General features: G+C 49.0%; 17 protein-coding genes. 9 read left to right on the forward strand and 8 right to left on the reverse strand.

Features of this window, described 5'->3' with window-relative positions; all coding sequences use genetic code 11:
- Positions 1 to 142: 142 nt before the first annotated feature.
- A complete protein-coding gene (locus tag GN278_10580) occupies positions 143 to 697 on the reverse strand; it encodes a PIN domain-containing protein (protein XAT61144.1) in 555 nt (184 codons plus the stop codon).
- Positions 694 to 1,890, reverse strand: coding sequence for a methyltransferase domain-containing protein (locus tag GN278_10585; protein XAT61145.1), 1,197 nt, complete (start codon positions 1,888 to 1,890; stop codon positions 694 to 696). Before GN278_10585 ends, GN278_10580 begins: the two co-directional genes overlap by 4 nt.
- 143 nt (positions 1,891 to 2,033) lie before the next feature.
- Here GN278_10585 and GN278_10590 point away from each other — a divergent pair, with 143 nt between their 5' ends.
- On the forward strand, positions 2,034 to 3,839 hold the full coding sequence (locus GN278_10590; protein XAT61146.1) for a phosphogluconate dehydratase: 1,806 nt from the start codon (positions 2,034 to 2,036) through the stop codon (positions 3,837 to 3,839).
- A gap of 20 nt (positions 3,840 to 3,859) precedes the next feature.
- Positions 3,860 to 4,495 (forward strand): bifunctional 4-hydroxy-2-oxoglutarate aldolase/2-dehydro-3-deoxy-phosphogluconate aldolase, encoded by a 636-nt coding sequence (gene eda, locus GN278_10595; GenBank protein XAT61147.1) that lies wholly within the window; start codon positions 3,860 to 3,862, stop codon positions 4,493 to 4,495.
- Between the two features lie 111 nt (positions 4,496 to 4,606).
- Here the strand turns inward: eda and GN278_10600 are convergent, their stop codons facing one another.
- From GN278_10600 to GN278_10610, 3 genes are all read right to left on the reverse strand, one after another.
- Positions 4,607 to 4,939, reverse strand: coding sequence for a QacE family quaternary ammonium compound efflux SMR transporter (locus GN278_10600; GenBank protein ID XAT61148.1), 333 nt, complete (start codon positions 4,937 to 4,939; stop codon positions 4,607 to 4,609).
- 159 nt (positions 4,940 to 5,098) lie between these two features.
- Positions 5,099 to 5,377, reverse strand: a complete 279-nt coding sequence (locus tag GN278_10605) for a hypothetical protein (GenBank protein XAT61149.1) — start codon at positions 5,375 to 5,377, stop codon at positions 5,099 to 5,101.
- Entirely contained in the window at positions 5,367 to 8,156 is a 2,790-nt protein-coding gene (locus tag GN278_10610) for a bifunctional [glutamine synthetase] adenylyltransferase/[glutamine synthetase]-adenylyl-L-tyrosine phosphorylase (GenBank protein XAT61150.1), read from the reverse strand. The genes GN278_10605 and GN278_10610 overlap by 11 nt, the downstream gene beginning before the upstream one ends.
- Positions 8,157 to 8,202: 46 nt before the next feature.
- Here GN278_10610 and GN278_10615 point away from each other — a divergent pair, with 46 nt between their 5' ends.
- The 5 genes from GN278_10615 to GN278_10635 all read left to right on the forward strand — a co-directional run bounded on the left by GN278_10615 (position 8,203) and on the right by GN278_10635 (position 11,029).
- The gene (locus GN278_10615) at positions 8,203 to 8,670 is read left to right on the forward strand and encodes a YbaK/EbsC family protein (GenBank protein ID XAT61151.1); all 468 of its coding nucleotides are present in this window, start codon (positions 8,203 to 8,205) and stop codon (positions 8,668 to 8,670) included.
- A gap of 99 nt (positions 8,671 to 8,769) precedes the next feature.
- On the forward strand, positions 8,770 to 9,174 hold the full coding sequence (locus GN278_10620) for a DUF2852 domain-containing protein (GenBank protein ID XAT61152.1): 405 nt from the start codon (positions 8,770 to 8,772) through the stop codon (positions 9,172 to 9,174).
- Positions 9,175 to 9,393: 219 nt separating this feature from the next.
- A complete protein-coding gene (locus GN278_10625) occupies positions 9,394 to 10,209 on the forward strand; it encodes an arginyltransferase (protein XAT62634.1) in 816 nt (271 codons plus the stop codon).
- Positions 10,210 to 10,289: 80 nt separating this feature from the next.
- Positions 10,290 to 10,652 carry an SUF system Fe-S cluster assembly protein gene (locus GN278_10630; protein XAT61153.1) on the forward strand — a complete coding sequence of 121 codons (363 nt, stop codon included), beginning with the start codon at positions 10,290 to 10,292 and terminating at the stop codon, positions 10,650 to 10,652.
- A gap of 23 nt (positions 10,653 to 10,675) precedes the next feature.
- A complete protein-coding gene (locus GN278_10635; GenBank protein ID XAT61154.1) occupies positions 10,676 to 11,029 on the forward strand; it encodes an iron-sulfur cluster assembly accessory protein in 354 nt (117 codons plus the stop codon).
- On the opposite strand, the gene GN278_10640 is transcribed toward GN278_10635, so the two are convergent.
- A complete protein-coding gene (locus tag GN278_10640) occupies positions 11,030 to 11,935 on the reverse strand; it encodes an isopenicillin N synthase family oxygenase (GenBank protein ID XAT61155.1) in 906 nt (301 codons plus the stop codon).
- Between the two features lie 62 nt (positions 11,936 to 11,997).
- Here GN278_10640 and GN278_10645 point away from each other — a divergent pair, with 62 nt between their 5' ends.
- Together GN278_10645 and GN278_10650 are read left to right on the forward strand one after the other, a co-directional pair.
- Complete coding sequence (locus tag GN278_10645; GenBank protein ID XAT61156.1) at positions 11,998 to 12,750, forward strand: triose-phosphate isomerase; 753 nt, start codon at positions 11,998 to 12,000, stop codon at positions 12,748 to 12,750.
- 243 nt (positions 12,751 to 12,993) lie between these two features.
- A complete protein-coding gene (locus GN278_10650) occupies positions 12,994 to 13,896 on the forward strand; it encodes a hypothetical protein (protein XAT61157.1) in 903 nt (300 codons plus the stop codon).
- A 66-nt stretch (positions 13,897 to 13,962) separates the two neighbouring features.
- On the opposite strand, the gene GN278_10655 is transcribed toward GN278_10650, so the two are convergent.
- Both GN278_10655 and GN278_10660 read right to left on the reverse strand, forming a co-directional pair.
- On the reverse strand, positions 13,963 to 15,390 hold the full coding sequence (locus tag GN278_10655) for a mannose-1-phosphate guanylyltransferase/mannose-6-phosphate isomerase (GenBank protein XAT61158.1): 1,428 nt from the start codon (positions 15,388 to 15,390) through the stop codon (positions 13,963 to 13,965).
- A 287-nt stretch (positions 15,391 to 15,677) separates the two neighbouring features.
- Positions 15,678 to 16,538: an MBL fold metallo-hydrolase gene (locus tag GN278_10660; GenBank protein ID XAT61159.1), complete on the reverse strand. Its 861-nt coding sequence runs from the start codon at positions 16,536 to 16,538 to the stop codon at positions 15,678 to 15,680.
- Between the last annotated feature and the right edge of the window lie 147 nt (positions 16,539 to 16,685).

Below are 16,685 nucleotides of genomic sequence, written 5' to 3' on the forward strand. Positions count from 1 at the left end.
CGTGCCAGCACCAAAAAAAAAGCCTGCGGCGCGCTTTACCATTCTGCGCCGCCTGCGTTTGCAGCTGGGCTGATTTTTTCTTTGCCAAAATACTCTCGCCGAAGGCAGCTTTGTCCGGTTGACCTCAGGAACTGAAGCACTGCTACGAGCCTTCAAAAGCCGCCAAGGCTTTCGCCAATTTGGGCAAGCGGGCTTTTTTGTAAAAAGCGCGGGTTTGCCAAGCCGCCCCCGACAGGCTTTCAGCACGCGCTTTTATCGCATGGGAAACCGGAGTTATCGCATCAGGCGCAGCCTCGAATGCCTGCAGCAAAAGCGCATCGGGATCACAGCGATCAAGCCCCTCTTCACGCAGGATATGTTTGGGAAAATCTTTGGCATTCAGAGTTATAATCTGATCCGCTGATCCTGCGATCGCTGCCGCCAGCACATGGCAATCCGCCGGATCGGGTAGCCAAAGGCGGGCCTCTAAAGAGGGCGGCCAGCAGATCTCTGCCTCTGGCCATTTGGCGCGCAACAGCGCAACTTCCCCACGCGCAAAAATTGGACCCTCGGGGCCCAGCTTACCGGCTGCATGCACCCATTCGTCAAAAATGCGCGCCGACCAAAGCGGCTGCCAGCCCATCGCAGCTGCCGCGCCCAGCAGCATCTCGCGCATCACCGTGGGATAAAGCACGCAGGTATCAAGCAAAAGCTTCATAGGCGGAAAAACAGCGCTTTTAGATAATGGCTTTCCGCCAATTGCGGGTGCACCGGGTGATCGGGGCCGGCAAAGCCCGTATGGATTAAGGCACTGGCGCGGCCTGCGCGGCCAATGCCGCGGAGTGAGGCGGCGCGAAAGCGCGTCAAATCGGCCGCATGCGAGCACGAACAAAGCCCAAGATAGCCGCCCTCGTCCACCAAGGGCGCTGCCAGCCGTGCCAGCTTTTCATAAGCTCTCAAACCGGCTTCAAGCGCCGGCTTTGAGGCGGCAAATGCAGGCGGGTCACAGATCACCAGATCAAACCGCGCACCACTTTCAGCCAGCGCGCCAAGCACCTCAAAAGAATCGCCTTTTCTGGTGTCAAAGCGCGCGGTCACGCCGCCCGCTTCTGCGCCCTGCTGCGCTAATTCAAGCGCTGCGGCAGAGCTGTCCACTGCCAGCGCCGCGCTTGCGCCGCCTGCCAAAGCAGCCAATGCAAAGCCGCCTACATGGCTAAATACATCCAGCACCCGCGCGCCCTCGGCCAATTTGGCAGCAAACGCATGGTTGGGCCGCTGGTCATAGAACAGTCCGGTTTTCTGCCCCCCCTGAAGATCCGCCATATAGACCGCACCACTCATCGCGACCGGAACTGGCGTTTCTGGCGCAGCCCCGAATAAAACCGCATTTTCCCCATCAAGCCCTTCAAGGCTGCGCGCGCGTCCAGCCGCGTTTTTTAACACGCAGTTCACCCCGGTGACCGCCACCAGCGCGGCGCACAGCATCTCAATACAGTTCTCGGCCCAGACCGCATTCGGCTGAATGACGGCCGTATCCCCAAACCGATCAATAATAACCCCCGGAAACCCGTCAGCTTCTGCATGCACCAAGCGATAAAACGGCGCGTCATATAGCCGCTCGCGCAGCGCAAGTGCTGTTTTAAGGCGGGCGGTGATCCAGGCTTGATCTATTTCCACCTCAGGATCACGCGCCAGCACCCGGGCGACGATTTTCGAGGCCGGATTGACCGTGACCAGCGCCAGTGGCTGGCGCTCTGCGCTTTCCAGAACCGCAAAGCTGCCGGGGGCAATTTTCCGGCTGCGCCGGTCCATCACCAACTCATTATCATAGACCCAAGGAAACCCATGACGAAATTTTTGGACCATGGCATTGGGGCGCAATCGGATACGGGGGCGTTCGGAATTTATCATGCCCCCTCTTACGCAGTTTGCACAAAATTCTAAAGCCTCAATTGCACCTGACGAGAAACTCTTGCACAGTAATGCTGGGTGGTGTAACTCAAAATTCGTTAGCGCTAACATGTTGTGTTTGCAACAATCACAGATTAAGGACCTTGGCCATGCATCCTACCATAGCGCGGGTGACTGAACGCATCGAAACCCGATCACAAAACCGCCGCAACCAGTATCTAGAGCGCATGCGTGCTGCAGCCGATGCGGGGCCTCGGCGCGCGCATTTGACCTGCGGCAATCAGGCCCATGCCTATGCTGCGATGGGCGATGACAAATCCGCACTGGCTGAGGGGCGCGGGCCAAATTTGGGCATTGTCAGCGCGTATAATGATATGCTGTCCGCGCATCAGCCGTTTGAAACTTTTCCCGATCTGATCCGTGAAACAGCACGCAAATCTGGCGGCACAGCACAGGTCGCCGGAGGCGTGCCCGCCATGTGTGATGGGGTGACCCAAGGTCAGGGCGGCATGGAGCTATCGCTGTTTTCACGCGATGTGATTGCGCTGGCCACTGGTGTGGCACTGTCGCACAATACGTTTGACGGGGTGATCTATCTTGGGGTCTGCGATAAAATTGTGCCCGGGTTGGTGATCGCGGCGGCCACCTTTGGCTATCTGCCGGGAATATTTTTACCGGCGGGACCGATGCTGTCTGGTTTGCCGAATGATGAAAAGGCCAAGGTGCGTCAGAAATTTGCCACGGGCGAAGCCGACCGCGCCGAGTTGATGCGCGCCGAAATGGCCAGTTATCACGGACCGGGCACCTGTACCTTTTACGGCACGGCCAATTCAAACCAGATGCTGATGGAATTTATGGGGCTCCACCTGCCAGGGTCTTCTTTTGTCAATCCGAACACCCCGCTGCGCGATGCGCTGACCGAATATGGCACCCGGAAAATGATGCAAATCACGGCGCTTGGAAATCAATATCGTCCACTGTGCGATATTTTAGACGCACGGGCCTTTGTGAACGGTATTGTTGGTCTGATGGCCACCGGCGGGTCAACCAATTTGGTGCTGCACCTGCCGGCCATGGCACGCGCGGCTGGCATTGAACTTACGCTAGAGGATTTTGATGATATTTCATCAGTGACGCCACTGATGGCCAAAGTCTATCCCAATGGGCTGGCTGATGTGAACCATTTTCATGCGGCCGGCGGTTTGAGCTATATGATCGGTGAGTTGCTGGCAGATGGATTGCTGCATCAAGACGTTAAAACTGTGGTTGGTGATGGGCTTGATATGTACCAAAACGAGCCAAAACTGACCCCCGCCGGAGTTGAATTTCATCCTGCAACGAGCCAAAGCCAAAATGAAAAAATCCTGCGCCCTGCGCGTGATCCGTTTCAATCCAGCGGCGGGTTGAAACAGCTCAGTGGAAATCTGGGACAGGGGATGATCAAAACCTCGGCTGTTGCGCCCGAGCGTCATGTAATCGAAGCCCCAGTGCGTGTATTTCACACGCAAGAGGCGGTTAAAGACGCATTTAAGAACAATGAGATAACCACAGATACGATCGTGGTTGTCCGCTTTCAGGGACCAAAGTCCAATGGGATGCCAGAGTTGCACGGGCTGACCCCCACATTGGCGGTACTGCAGGATCGCGGGCTGCGCATTGCGCTGGTGACCGACGGGCGGATGTCGGGCGCATCGGGCAAAGTGCCTGCCGCCATCCACATTAGCCCCGAGGCCGCCGCCGGCGGACCGATCGCAAAACTGCAGGACGGCGACATCATGCGGCTTGATGCCATCACCGGACAAATTGAGATTCTAAGCGAAGGCTTTACCGCCCGCCAGCCGGTCACAATGGATTTATCCGATAATAAGCACGGCGTCGGCCGCGAGCTGTTTGAAATGTTTCGCCAAAACGTTGGCAACGCCTCTGAGGGCGCCGCCGTTGTGGTTTAAGGGATTAAAAGGACAAAGATATGACACCTGAGAGTGCCAGCACAGAAGCCGAAAAAATATGCGCCCTTGCGCCGGTGATCCCAGTATTGGTGGTGAAAGACCCCGCCATTGCGCAGCCACTGGCCAAGGCGCTTGTCGCCGGAGGCCTGCCCGCTCTTGAGGTCACCCTACGCACCCCTGCAGCGCTTGAGGTGATTGCCGAAATGGCAAAAGTGGAGGGCGGCGTGGTGGGCGCAGGCACATTGCTCAGCCCCAAGGATGTAACCGATGCAATAGCGGCCGGCGCACAATTTGGCGTCTCGCCCGGGGCGACAGATATGTTGTTGGAGGCCTGTGAAGCAGCCGAGCTGCCTTTGCTGCCCGGGGCGGCCACCTCTACCGAAGTTATGCGCCTGCTGGAACGTGGCTATCGGGTGCAAAAATTCTTTCCCGCCGAAGCCAATGGCGGCGCTGCAGCCTTAAAAGCCATCGGAGCGCCCCTGCCCCAAGTGCGTTTTTGCCCCACCGGCGGTGTTACACCCGCCAATGCGCCAAGCTATTTGGGGCTCAGCAATACGCTTTGCGTCGGCGGCAGCTGGGTCGCCCCACAAGCGCTTATCGATGTGGGCGATTGGGAGGCCATCACAGATTTAGCGCGCACGGCCGCCGCGCTTTAAGCGCGATTTTGCGCTAAAATGCTGCCTCTTGAGGGCAAAATTGCCACCTGCGTGATACTAACGTCATACCGACGCGAAACAGATAGGCAAATTTGCCCCCAAGAGCGCCGTTTAGGCTTGGGTTGGCTGCGATAAATACAGCCCAAGAGCACCACAAATAATCATCATAGTTGATATCATTTTGACTGTTGTGACGGTTTCTTTGAACAGCATTATGCCGATAAATGTGGTCAGAACCACGCCCAAACCGGCCCAGATTGCATAGGCAATGGACAGCTCGATCCGCTTGATTGCAAAGGTGATGAAAATACCCGATGCACTATAAAATACAAACATCATCGTTGACGGCAGCCATCGGGTAAAACCGACAGAAAGCTTCATACATGTGGTGGCAATGACTTCGCTTAGAATTGCTGCGAACAGCAATATCCAGTAGAGATATATACTCCTTTACTCCATGAAGAAACAGGCCATTAGAATGCTCTTCTAATGCGACTGTCCGCTGGCAGAATGCCAGAAGACCCTCCTCCTCCATCTTTTGGAATGTCTCGCCCAAAAGCCCGTTAAGTATAGATTAAAAAATTCTCCCGCATAGGGCATGGTTCAATTTTTTACTCTTCCATTGCGGGCTCGCCATCCACCGCGGCGCTTCGGAGCGCAGGCGGTTAACAGGCCCTCACGCAGGGTTTCAGTCATGGGATGATTTGGCGCGCCGGCTTCATATTGCACCAAAAGCGTGCGGATCACACTTTGGGTATCGGCCTCGGCTGGCACCCCCAAAGCCCAGTCCAAAAAGATTGAGCGGCACTCACCGGCACTGATAGCTTCAATATTATAAGCCTCTCTTATCAGTGCCTTAGGGTCGTTTGTGTCACCTTTCATCTGCATCTTCCTCTGGTTTGGGCAGCATTTTATCAATTGTGGCAGCAGCGGCCGTGGTCAGGGCTTCGATCGCTGCGTCCAATTCATCCATGGTTTCTTTGCCTGTCAGTCTGAGCAAAACCTTTTGTGCCCGTATTCCTAATTGATCGCGCCCCATCGCATCGCGCGACAAAAGCTTGAGCGCCACCCTTAAGGGAAACAAAAGCCTATAAGCGCGATCAAGGTCTTGTCTGCCTGCGTCATCCAAAAGCCCAGTTTCGACGCAGGCGCTTAGCCCTGCGCCGACGTCCCGATGGCCGCCGCCAGCCGCTAAATGGCCCAGTTGGGCTATCATTTCAATATCTTGCAGCCGCCCAGAACCGGCCTTTAAGTCCCACAGCTGCGCTGCGCCGCGCACCTGAGCAATCCGGCTACGCATTTTGGACACTGCCCCAAGCATTTTGTCGGTATCGCGCCGCCCCATCAAAGCACAGCGAAAGCTTTCAACATCCGCCGCCAAACCTGCAGGTCCAGCAATCACGCGCGCCCGGGTTAATGCCAAATGCTCCCATATCCAGGCTTCACCATTTTGATAGCTTTGAAAGGCCTGCCAAGAGGTGGCGACCGGGCCTTGGTTGCCAGAAGGACGAAGCCGCATATCGACCTCATACAAACGCCCCTCAGCCATCGGCGCCGTCATCGCCGTCACCAACGCCTGCGTCAATCTCGCATAGTAACTTCGGGCATTCAGCGCCCGTTTTCCATCGGACATTTCCACCCCATCAGCGTCATAAATGACAATTAAATCAAGGTCTGATGAAGCATGCAGCGCCTCGGCGCCAAGCGAGCCCATTGCTAAGACTACAGCGCCGCGACCCGGGGGGCCTCCATATTTTTTGGAAAATTGATCAATCACTTCCGGCCAGAGCCCCTGCACCATTGACTGAGCCAATTCGGTATATTGCGTTGCGGCCTGTTCGGCATTGCAAATACCGCGCAAAAGATGAACCCCAATACGGAAATGCCATTCTTTGCCCCAACGCCGCGCTGCATCGAGCTTGCGCTCATAGTCGCCTAAGGCATTTAATTCCTTACAAAGATTTTGGCATAAAGCGTCAACATCGAGCCAATCGCTCCAAAATGATCCCCCAATCACTGCATCAAAAACCTGCGCATTGCGCGCTAAATAGTGAGCAAGATCTTTCGATGTTCCAACAATATCGATCAACAAGTCGATTAGTTGGGGGTTGGCCTCAAAAAGGGCAAACAATTGTACGCCGGCTGGCAGGCCAGACAAGAACCCATCAAATGCCAAAAGCGCTTCCTGCGGGTTTTCTGTCGCTCTTAGCCGCCGAATAATTTCAGGTCGCAAGCGGTCAAAAATTGTTATGGCACGTTTTGATCGAAGCGCCGGATAGGACGGCCAAGATCGCGTAACCTCCTCAAAACCGTCCTCTTTTTCAGGTGCAGGATCTGTCATAGGCCCCGCAAAAAAACCCTCGGTAAGCTCATGTACCTCACTGAGCCGTTTCATGATGTCTTTTTGCAGATCAACGCTATTGCTTCCCATGAGCGCGGCCAATCTGTCAAAACCTTCTTTTGACGTGGGTAGACTATGAGTTTGTGCATCATTAATCATTTGAAGACGATGCTCAATGAGCCGATGCGCACGATAATGATCCGTTAAAACATCAGCTGTAGCATGTTCAATCCAGCCTTTTTGTGCCAAAGCAGCAAGCCCTTGCTGGGTGCCCAAAACTCTTAAATCGGTATCTCTTCCACCTGCTATTAATTGTCGTGTTTGGGTAAAAAACTCAATTTCCCTGATCCCGCCTCGGCCCAGCTTCATGTTATGGCCTTTAAGGGTTATTGCCCCGCCTACCCTTTTATGATCCCGAATTTGCAACTGCATGTTGTGCGCATCTTCAATCGCTGCAAAATCCAAGTGTTTGCGCCAGACAAATGGTACCATGTTATCCAGAAATTTAGCGCCAACTTTGAAATCACCAGCTGCAACACGCGCTTTAATAAACGCTGCGCGTTCCCAAGTTCGCCCAAGGCTTTCATAATAACGCTCTGCTGCTTCCACCCCCATACAGACTGGCGTGACTGACGGATTTGGCCTAAGTCGTAAGTCCGTCCGAAACACATAGCCGTCTTCTGTCAAATCACTGAGCAGAGCGGTCATTTTTTTCGTGGCGCTGATAAAGGCACTACGAGCTTGGAAAAAATCGTCAGGATCGAATCGTCCATCATCAAACAAGCAGATCAAATCAATATCAGATGAGTAATTGAGTTCATGAGCACCCATTTTGCCCATAGCAAGAACAAACATTCCCAACTGATCTGGGTCGGATATTTCCTTAGATGCTGGTAATTTCGCCCTTTCAAGCTGCTTTTCCAAGGCACTCCTTAAAGCGAGCGATACCGAAAGATCGGCAAATTCTGTCAACCAATGGGTGACAGTTTCCAACGGCCAAATTCCCGCCAAATCACAAAGAGCAGTCCATAAAGCCACCCGACGCTTGGCTTGACGAAGCGCTTGGGCCAACGCATCGTTCGCCACGTTTGACACTCTTTTAAACTCTTGCGGTAAACAGGTCTCAGGGTGATCAAAGGCCGCTTTGAGCCAAACAGCTTCTTTCTCGATAAGAGACTTTAGATACGGGCTAGATCCGCCTGCGCCGTGCAGCAGCTGCTGGATTTCAATTGACGCGTCCGCGAAGCCATCACAGACCTCGCGGCCCTGTGCGGGATCAAAGGAAAGGGGAATATGCTGGATGCGACTTGAAAAATTCATATACTGATGATTGCGCGCTGCCGCGCAAATGGTCAATGGTGACAAGATGAGCAAAAGCTTAAAACGTGTCAAAACAGCATTAAGAGCCGCAGGTCTTGCCGATACAGTGGTCGAAACGGGTACAGCAAGAACAGCTGCCCATGCGGCCGAGGCCTTGGACTGTGAAATAGACCAAATTGCAAAATCGATTATTTTTGCAGGGCTCAGTAGCCAGCAAGCTATTTTGTTTATCACCGCTGGCGGCAATTTGGTCGATAAAGAAAAAGCCGCCGCACTGGCCAATGAACCCCTCGGCAAAGCCGATGCCGCTTTCATTCGCGAAAAAACTGGCTTTGCAATAGGAGGCGTTTCGCCAGTTGGACATATTAATCCGGTTACAGTCTTCATGGACCCACGCCTTTTTGACTTTAACCAAATCTGGGCAGCGGCCGGAACGCCGAACCATGTTTTTTCAATCACCCCAGATAGGCTTCAACGCTTCACCAACGCCAAGACACTAATTTTTACTGCCTAAGAAAAAATGTAAAAAAGATTTACATGATCTCTTGAACTGGGCTTCAAGCACCTCCATATGACTTAATGTGAAAGGCATTTACATAAAATGGAGACTATTATGACCACCGCCACCTCGTATACTCAACTGCCCAAGGGCCCAACTTGGTTTGGGCGTGCTGAGAACTGGCTGGACCGTAAAGGAAAAGGAGCCTGGATCGCCGTAATGGTGTTAGGCTTCATCTTTTTCTGGCCCGTTGGATTGGCTTTTCTAGCTTATATAATTTGGAGAAAACCCGTGTTTCAAAAATCATGCAATTCCAGCTCTTATTTTGGCAGAAATCATTCCGTGACGCGACCAACTGGCAATGCTGCCTTTGACGCCTATAAAGAACAGACTTTACAAAGATTGACGGAAGAGCAGGAGAATTTTGAAACTTACCTGCAGCGCCTTAGGGATGCCAAAGACAAGGCAGAATTCGATCAATTCATGAACGAACGTGAAAAGGAAGCAAAAGAAACTTAGTAATTTATCCCTTTAAAGGATCAAAGCCGCCGCCCGCTTAATAGATGCAAATTGCATCCCGGGGGCGGCATTGCGCGCAATAAAACAGGGTGTTAATCATATTAGGCTCACAAATATTTATGTTAAATTGAAATTACTTGTGCAGAATTGGCTCACTTCACGAAGATACCTTGTAGCTATGATATTGATAAGCCGGCCAAGCCTTGGTATCGTGAGTACATGCGTCATACCTTACCGATAGCGCCGCAGTTTTATGTAACGGCTCCGCAGCCCTGCCCCTACCTAAACGGCAGGCAGGAAAGAAAACTGTTTACTTCCTTGCAAGGAGATGATGCTCAGCGTTTAAATGATACTTTATCCCAACAAGGTTTCCGTAGGTCGCAAAATGTACTTTACCGCCCGTCATGCGCGGATTGCTCTGCGTGTTTGTCAGCCCGTGTTGATTTATCAAAATTCGAATTGAGTAAAAGCCAAAAGCGGGTCTTGAAACGCAATAAAGACTTAATTCGAAAAGCCAACTCACCTTGGGCAACAGAAGATCAATACGAACTCTTCCGTAAATATTTAAATGCGCGCCATGCCACGGGGGGCATGGCCGACATGGATGTTTTTGAATTTGCAGCAATGATAGAAGAAACGCCTATCCGCACTCGGGTTGTTGAATACACAATTGGCAACGCATTAGCCGCTGTATCTTTGACTGATCTAATAGAAGACGGCCTGAGCATGGTCTATTCATTTTATGATCCAATGGTGGCTGCCCGCTCTATTGGAACCTATCTAATTTTGGACCATATCGCTTTGGCGAAAGAAGCAAAATTATCCTATTTATATCTTGGTTACTGGGTGCCAGGGAGCAAAAAAATGGGTTATAAAGCCCGTTTTTCAGGCTTGGAAATTTATTTCCAAGGCAAGTGGCAAAGCTTGTCGAACCCAACAGAATTTAATGCCGACCTGCATCCATTGAATACAGAACCAATTTCAGAGCAGGTTGCCAACCTCACTTTGCCAGACAGCAAACCTGTGCGCGGTTAACGGAATTTTTTTCGTCGTACCCTAGACCTATGGCCTGATATTACTTATATAAACAGTCAGGAAATAAACAGGAAAAACCCATGGACGAGCCTCAAACACAGCTAGAAGGAACTCCTTTGATTGCACCTTCTAGCACGGATCATCCGCTTTATGATTCCGTTGTTGAGGCTTGCAGGACCGTCTATGACCCTGAAATCCCTGTAAACATTTATGATCTCGGGCTGATTTACACAGTTGAAATCAACGATGAAAACGAAGTGCATATTAAAATGTCTCTCACTGCCCCGGGTTGTCCGGTTGCTGGCGAAATGCCGGGTTGGGTGGGCGAAGCTATTGAACCCCTTGCCGGCGTTAAGCAGGTTGATGTAGATTTAATTTGGGAACCGCCTTGGGGCATGGACATGATGAGTGATGAAGCCCGGCTTGAACTTGGCTTTATGTAACAATACCAGTGAAAGCAGAACTGATGCTTGATGAATCTGATAAAAAAAATGCTGTAACCTTAAGCCTTCGAGCACAGCAGCATGTAGAAAAACTAATGCAAGAAAAGGGCCATCTAGGACTGCGTCTTGGGGTTAAAAAGGGCGGCTGTGCAGGTATGGAATATACCCTAGATTATGTGGACACGGCTGATCCTCATGATGAGGTTGTAACCCAAGGTCATGCGCGGGTGATGATTGCACCTATGGCGCAAATGTTTCTGTTTGGAACTGAAATTGATTACGAAACTTCGCTGTTGGAGGCTGGTTTTAAATTTAACAATCCCAATGTGAGCGAAGCTTGCGGGTGTGGAGAGTCAATCAAATTCAAAGGTATGTAGTCATTTGCTCTGCAAATGAACATAAGTTTCATTATATCTACGGCTGAGATGTTCGCCGGCCAAAATTACCTGATCCTGCCCCGCGGGAGCCACATTGGTATCGTAATTGGGGTTTAAAAACAGTGGGATCGAAATTCGCTCATCCTCGCCGCCGCGCACACGATGCAAAGTCGCCTTGATATCTCCATCAGTCCACATTTCAAGCATTTCGCCAAAATTAATCACAAATTCCCCTGGTGAGGCAGTAAGAGATTGCCAAGTGCCGTCTGGTAACTGGATTTCTAAACCGGGCTGGCCATCAGTGGCCAAAAGCGTTAGACAACCGTAATCTGAATGTGCCGCAATCCCAAAATCAAGTACGCCAGCGCCCACAGGCCTTGGCGGATAATAATTACCTCGCAATAGGGCCATTGGCTTATTAAATTTATCGTCAAAATAGGCTGCATCGCGCCCTGTTGCAGCTGCAATTGCTCTTAGAACAATCATGCCAACGCTTAAGGATTTTTCGAAGTAATCTTGGATTTTATATTCAAAATCTATGGGTTGATCTGGCCATCTATTTGCTGCGTAAACAGATAATTCTGCCATTGGATCTTTTGCCGGCAATTCAATGCCGCAATCAAAGACCTCTTTATAATCTGGATTTGCCTTTGGATTGACTTGCTCAGATCGCCCCGGCCCCCACCCCCTGTTAGAGCCGGTTTGGACCATACTTACTGCCTGCTTTTTAGCTGCATTCTGTAAAAAAAATTGGCGATAGCTTTCAATAACCTCAGTAACGTCATGAGTATTTAGCTGCGTGCCGGTAATGACTAAAAACCCCAGTTCACGCGCGGCCCATGCAAGGCGGTCTAGCGCTTTACCCTCTAAATTTTCTAGTGCCACCGCATCAAGCCTTGGTATCATTTTTCCGTTCCTTGCTCATTGCGGCAATTTTTACTACAGAAGGCGGGGAAAGTAAAAAATATATGAGGCAAAAAATGAGAAAATTGGTGGCTGGAAATTGGAAAATGAATGGTCTTCGGGTTTCACTTGAAAACATTACAGAATTGGCCACCGCGCATGCAAGTGCACGCATTGATATAATGATTTGCCCACCGGCCACTTTATTGCAGAAAGCCTGTGAAATTAATGGGTCTTTAAAAATTGGAGCTCAGGATTGCCATTCGGCCGAAAAGGGCGCGCACACGGGGGATATTGCCGCCCAAATGATCGCAGATTGTGGCGCAACAGCCGTCATTTTAGGCCATTCGGAGCGAAGAGAAAACCATAGCGAAACAGATGCTATGGTTTGTGCAAAAACTTCTGCAGCGCAGAATGCAGGCTTAACAGCCGTTGTGTGTATTGGAGAAACACTTGAACAGCGGGAAAAAGGGGAAACGCTCAACGTTTTAGAAACCCAATTAGAGGCCTCCATTCCAGATAAGGTTGATCTTGCTCGCTTGGTTGTTGCGTATGAGCCAGTTTGGGCAATTGGCACTGGGAAAATCCCTACACGGGAACAAATCGCTGAAGCGCATGCATTCTGCCGCAGCACATTACTCGAAAGGTTGGGCCCTTTGGCCAATAATGTACCCTTACTCTATGGAGGATCTGTAAAAGCAAATAATGCAGATGAAATTTTCGCGCTTAAAAATGTTGATGGCGCTTTGGTTGGAGGTGCTAGCCTAGCTCCAGCTGACTTCTCTCCAATCATACATGCGCTTGAAGCAACTGTTTGATTGAGTTCTCCGAAGTAAAAACCATCTGTGATGCTTTGTGGATTTTCCAATGTAACCAAAGCGATTTTGCAAGCATGGACCAATGTTTATGAGGTTATACAATTAGGATAATTATATCCTAACGTTCTAAAAAGACTGAAAAATTACTCTGATCATACATCAATAATGCAATTAAAAGCCTTTTATTTCAAAAGCTTTTAGTTATCTTAACTGTCGAATCTGGTCGCGAAAAGGCAGGAGTTGATGGAGCAAGGTGTCAGATCTCTTTTTTTGATAAACCCAAAGTCCGGAAAGATGCGCCTGTCAGCAAAGCAACGGCTGATTGCAGAAGTTGCAAACCTAAGCAGCTCAAGTGTATTGGTTTCTAGCTCACCAGAACACTCTGGCCAAGCTGCAAGAGACGCAATGTTGAGAGGCGAAGTAGTTGTAGCATGCGGCGGTGATGGACTTCAGAACATCGTTGCACGGCAAGCTGTTGAAACGGGCGGATTGATGACTGTGCTACCACTTGGGCGTGGAAACGATTTTGCGGCGTCTTTGAAAATTAATACCGCCAACGATACAGTTTTAGCCCTAAAAAATGGTATCACGCATCACGCAAGATATGTAAAAGTGGATTTTTCAAACCACTCGAGGATTACATTAACATGTGCTGGTGTTGGGCTTCTCAGTGAAGCTGCTTTTCGCGCATCAAAAATCCCATTGCTGCAAGGTAAGCTATTGTACTCTGTGGCCTCATTACTCAGTTTTATCAACTTAAAGTGCCATAAATATCAATTGGTTATAGATGGACAAAAGACCAGCCAGAATAATTTAATTATTGCAGGCGCAGCAACTGAATACACGGGAGGTGGTATTTTCATTGCACCGCATGCGAGACAAGAGCCAAATTTACTTAATATTTTATCTGCAGGCGCAGTGAACAGGTTGTCGGCTATTAACCTTCTAAATAAAGCAATTTCTGGTAAGCACCTTGCTCACCCGAAAGTGAAAAATAGTCATTTTGCGCAATGCCAGATTGACAGCGAAACCAAAGACTTTTGGTCAAAGCTCGTCTACGGTGATGGCGAGTTTTTAGGCGAGCTTCCCGTGATACTAACATTGGGGGAAAAACCTCTTCGGGTTCTTGTTCCAAAAGATATTTAAGTACTTGAAGAACCATTGCGTTTGCTGAACTGGCTTTAGGCTTTGAAATGAAAAGAGTGGAGCAAATTAAACCCGTGAGTACTTATCTTTGTATCGAATAATATCATCCTCGCCGAGATAACAACCTATTTGTACTTCAATAAGTATCAATGGTACCTTCCCAGGGTTTTCCACACGGTGCACCGCACCAAGAGGAATATGAATAGACTCGCCCTCGAAGATGCTTTTTTCTGCACTGTTAATGCTAACTTTTGCAGTCCCTTGAACGACGATCCAATGTTCAGATCTATGATGATGACTTTGGAGGCTTAGGGCCGCACTTGGGTAAATAAAAATTTGTTTGACTTGAAAACGTTTGGCTTTTGTCAAAGTCTCAAACCACCCCCAAGGGCGATAATCTATTGGAAACACCTCAGCTTGAGGTATTGATTTTTCTTTAAGCTGTTTAACCACTTCAGCTATATCTTGAGCGCGATCTTTGTGGGCGACTAGAACAGCATCGCGCATCGCTACGGCGATAATATTGTTGAGCCCCAACCCAACCAAGTGCTGGGTTTCATTGTCAGATTTAAGAAGTACATTTGAACAATCTATTGAAGTGGAATTTTTTGAACATACAATACCATTACTATCAGGTTTAAGTTCTTGCCAGATAGAATTCCAACCACCCAAATCGCACCATCCTCCTAGAAACGGAATAGCTACCAAATTATCAACCTTTTCCATTATCGCGTAATCGATAGAGATATTTTCACATTGCGCCCATGCTTCAGGGTCCACTCGAATAGTTTTTCGTTCTTCGCGCAAGTTTTCAACGGCAAGTGTTACCTGCTTTAAGAGATCAGGGGCATGCTTTTCAAAAGCCGAAATCATGTCGCTTGCTCGAAATAGAAAGATGCCAGAATTCCATAGGTAGCGGCCTGACTCTATAAAATTCTGAACCGTTTGTGCGTCAGGCTTCTCAATAAAATTGACGACCCGATTGGCTTCCCTGGCGTCAACAGTTTCTAATTCTAAATACCCGTAACCCGTCTCAGCTCTCTCAGGATAGATGCCAAAAGTCACAAAGCGTCCTTTCTCAACGAAAGGTAAACCTTTTGCTACAACTGAGTGGAAGGCAACGGGGTCAGAGATGGCATGGTCACAAGGACTAATGAGCAAAACAGGATCCATACTGTTTTGTACTGCAAATATTGCAGCTGCTAGGATAGCTGGTGCTGTATTTTTCCTTTCAGGCTCTATGAAAACTGGCCCAGACTCAACACCAACCTCTAATAATTGCCTACTCGCAGTGAAATGCAGATCTTGGTGCGTAACTATCATCGGCTTAGCAAAGGAAATCAGGTCAGATTCACTTAAACATAGCGCGATGTTTTGAAACAAAGTTTTGTCGCCGATTATGGAAGAGAATTGCTTTGGATGGCTTTTTCTTGAAAGTGGCCATAGCCTGGTACCTGAGCCTCCGGCCAAAAGGACAGGGTTTATTTCAGTCATATGAGCTTCTCATCTATTGCTACAAAAATTTATATTCAAAACTTTAATAATTTTTAGTTAACAGAATATAAATCATTGAAATCAGCAGCAAAGATGTGAATTTAAATTACTACAAGCTAAATTTTTTGATTTCAACAGTAAACGATGGTCAGGAGCAGTTAGCCCGCTAAATACCACCCCCGTTAAAAAATTTAGGCTGCTCAGTATATTATTGAAAACAACACTAACTATTGCTGAACCCATCGACTATGGCTTCTCACACCCAATCCTAGTTTGTCTCTTTTAGTTTATACGTCCAAATCAATCCGCAAGCCATCAGCGCCCAAGAAAAATTGACCTGTCCAATTAGGCTCAACGGCCTTTTGCCAATGTTTCATTGTGAAATTAGGATCATCCGTTGGGATGAGATGATTAAGAGCTAGCATTTTTACCTCAGCCATGCTCGCAATTTTGGCTGCATCCGACGCTGATGTATGTGATGCATACAAGTGCTTTAGTAATCGGTCATCGCCGTTGCCAACCATTTTTACCAAAGGAATGATCGCATCTTCCAGCATTGCTTCGTGAATAAGTAAATCTGCCCCTTTTGCAAACTCCGCAAGCTCAGGCATAAATGCAGTGTCACCACCAAACACAACATGGTTTGTCTTAGATTTAAATGACAGGGCAAATGTATCGGTCAAGGGCGGGTGCAGTGTGCGCAACGCCGAGACATGCAAATCCCCAAGAGTAAGCACATCAGACTTGTTTATTATATGAAAGCGCACCAACTCTCGTATGTTGGGGCGTCCTTCATCCTCTATTCTCAACTCGATATCGCTTTTCATAGACGCAAGAAAACCTTGCCAATAAACATCTAGACCCGCAGGGCCATAAACATCAACCTTGGTTTTAAGCCCCGCTGTCCAAGAAGTGTGTAAAAGCGGACCAAGCTCAAGATAATGATCTGAATGTAAATGTGTAATGAAAATTAAACTTAGTTCCTTTAGGTGCATGCCTTGGTTGGTGAGACCGCGCGAAACCCCTAAGCCGCAATCAATAACAATTTTTTGCCCATCCATCTCAAGGAGGTTAGATGTCGGCATATTTGAACCAGGATAAATCGCAGGGCCGCCCTTGGTGCCAAGCAACGCGACGAAATTGGGCATTAAACCTCTCCTTCCGATAAATTCGTGTACTGAATTCAACAAGGCATTCTATACGCTCGCAATAATAGTCAGCACTAGAAAATTTCTTATTCAACCATAAAATAGATAGTCAAGAAAATAAGATCTATTAATTGCCTTAAAAAAGTT

Source organism: Rhodobacteraceae bacterium Araon29 (genome assembly GCA_039640505.1).
Classification (GTDB): domain Bacteria; phylum Pseudomonadota; class Alphaproteobacteria; order Rhodobacterales; family Rhodobacteraceae; genus CABZJG01.

Excerpts from the sequence above, each read along its gene's own strand:
- GN278_10580 (XAT61144.1), bottom strand. The coding sequence starts at position 697 with ATGAAGCTTTTGCTTGATACCTGCGTGCTTTATCCCACGGTGATGCGC.
- GN278_10585 (XAT61145.1), bottom strand. The coding sequence starts at position 1,890 with ATGATAAATTCCGAACGCCCCCGTATCCGATTGCGCCCCAATGCCATG.
- eda (XAT61147.1), top strand. The coding sequence starts at position 3,860 with ATGACACCTGAGAGTGCCAGCACAGAAGCCGAAAAAATATGCGCCCTT.
- GN278_10605 (XAT61149.1), bottom strand. The coding sequence starts at position 5,377 with ATGAAAGGTGACACAAACGACCCTAAGGCACTGATAAGAGAGGCTTAT.
- GN278_10610 (XAT61150.1), bottom strand. The coding sequence starts at position 8,156 with ATGAATTTTTCAAGTCGCATCCAGCATATTCCCCTTTCCTTTGATCCC.
- GN278_10615 (XAT61151.1), top strand. The coding sequence starts at position 8,203 with ATGAGCAAAAGCTTAAAACGTGTCAAAACAGCATTAAGAGCCGCAGGT.
- GN278_10620 (XAT61152.1), top strand. The coding sequence starts at position 8,770 with ATGACCACCGCCACCTCGTATACTCAACTGCCCAAGGGCCCAACTTGG.
- GN278_10625 (XAT62634.1), top strand. The coding sequence starts at position 9,394 with ATGCGTCATACCTTACCGATAGCGCCGCAGTTTTATGTAACGGCTCCG.
- GN278_10630 (XAT61153.1), top strand. The coding sequence starts at position 10,290 with ATGGACGAGCCTCAAACACAGCTAGAAGGAACTCCTTTGATTGCACCT.
- GN278_10635 (XAT61154.1), top strand. The coding sequence starts at position 10,676 with ATGCTTGATGAATCTGATAAAAAAAATGCTGTAACCTTAAGCCTTCGA.
- GN278_10640 (XAT61155.1), bottom strand. The coding sequence starts at position 11,935 with ATGATACCAAGGCTTGATGCGGTGGCACTAGAAAATTTAGAGGGTAAA.
- GN278_10645 (XAT61156.1), top strand. The coding sequence starts at position 11,998 with ATGAGGCAAAAAATGAGAAAATTGGTGGCTGGAAATTGGAAAATGAAT.
- GN278_10650 (XAT61157.1), top strand. The coding sequence starts at position 12,994 with ATGGAGCAAGGTGTCAGATCTCTTTTTTTGATAAACCCAAAGTCCGGA.
- GN278_10655 (XAT61158.1), bottom strand. The coding sequence starts at position 15,390 with ATGACTGAAATAAACCCTGTCCTTTTGGCCGGAGGCTCAGGTACCAGG.
- GN278_10660 (XAT61159.1), bottom strand. The coding sequence starts at position 16,538 with ATGCCCAATTTCGTCGCGTTGCTTGGCACCAAGGGCGGCCCTGCGATT.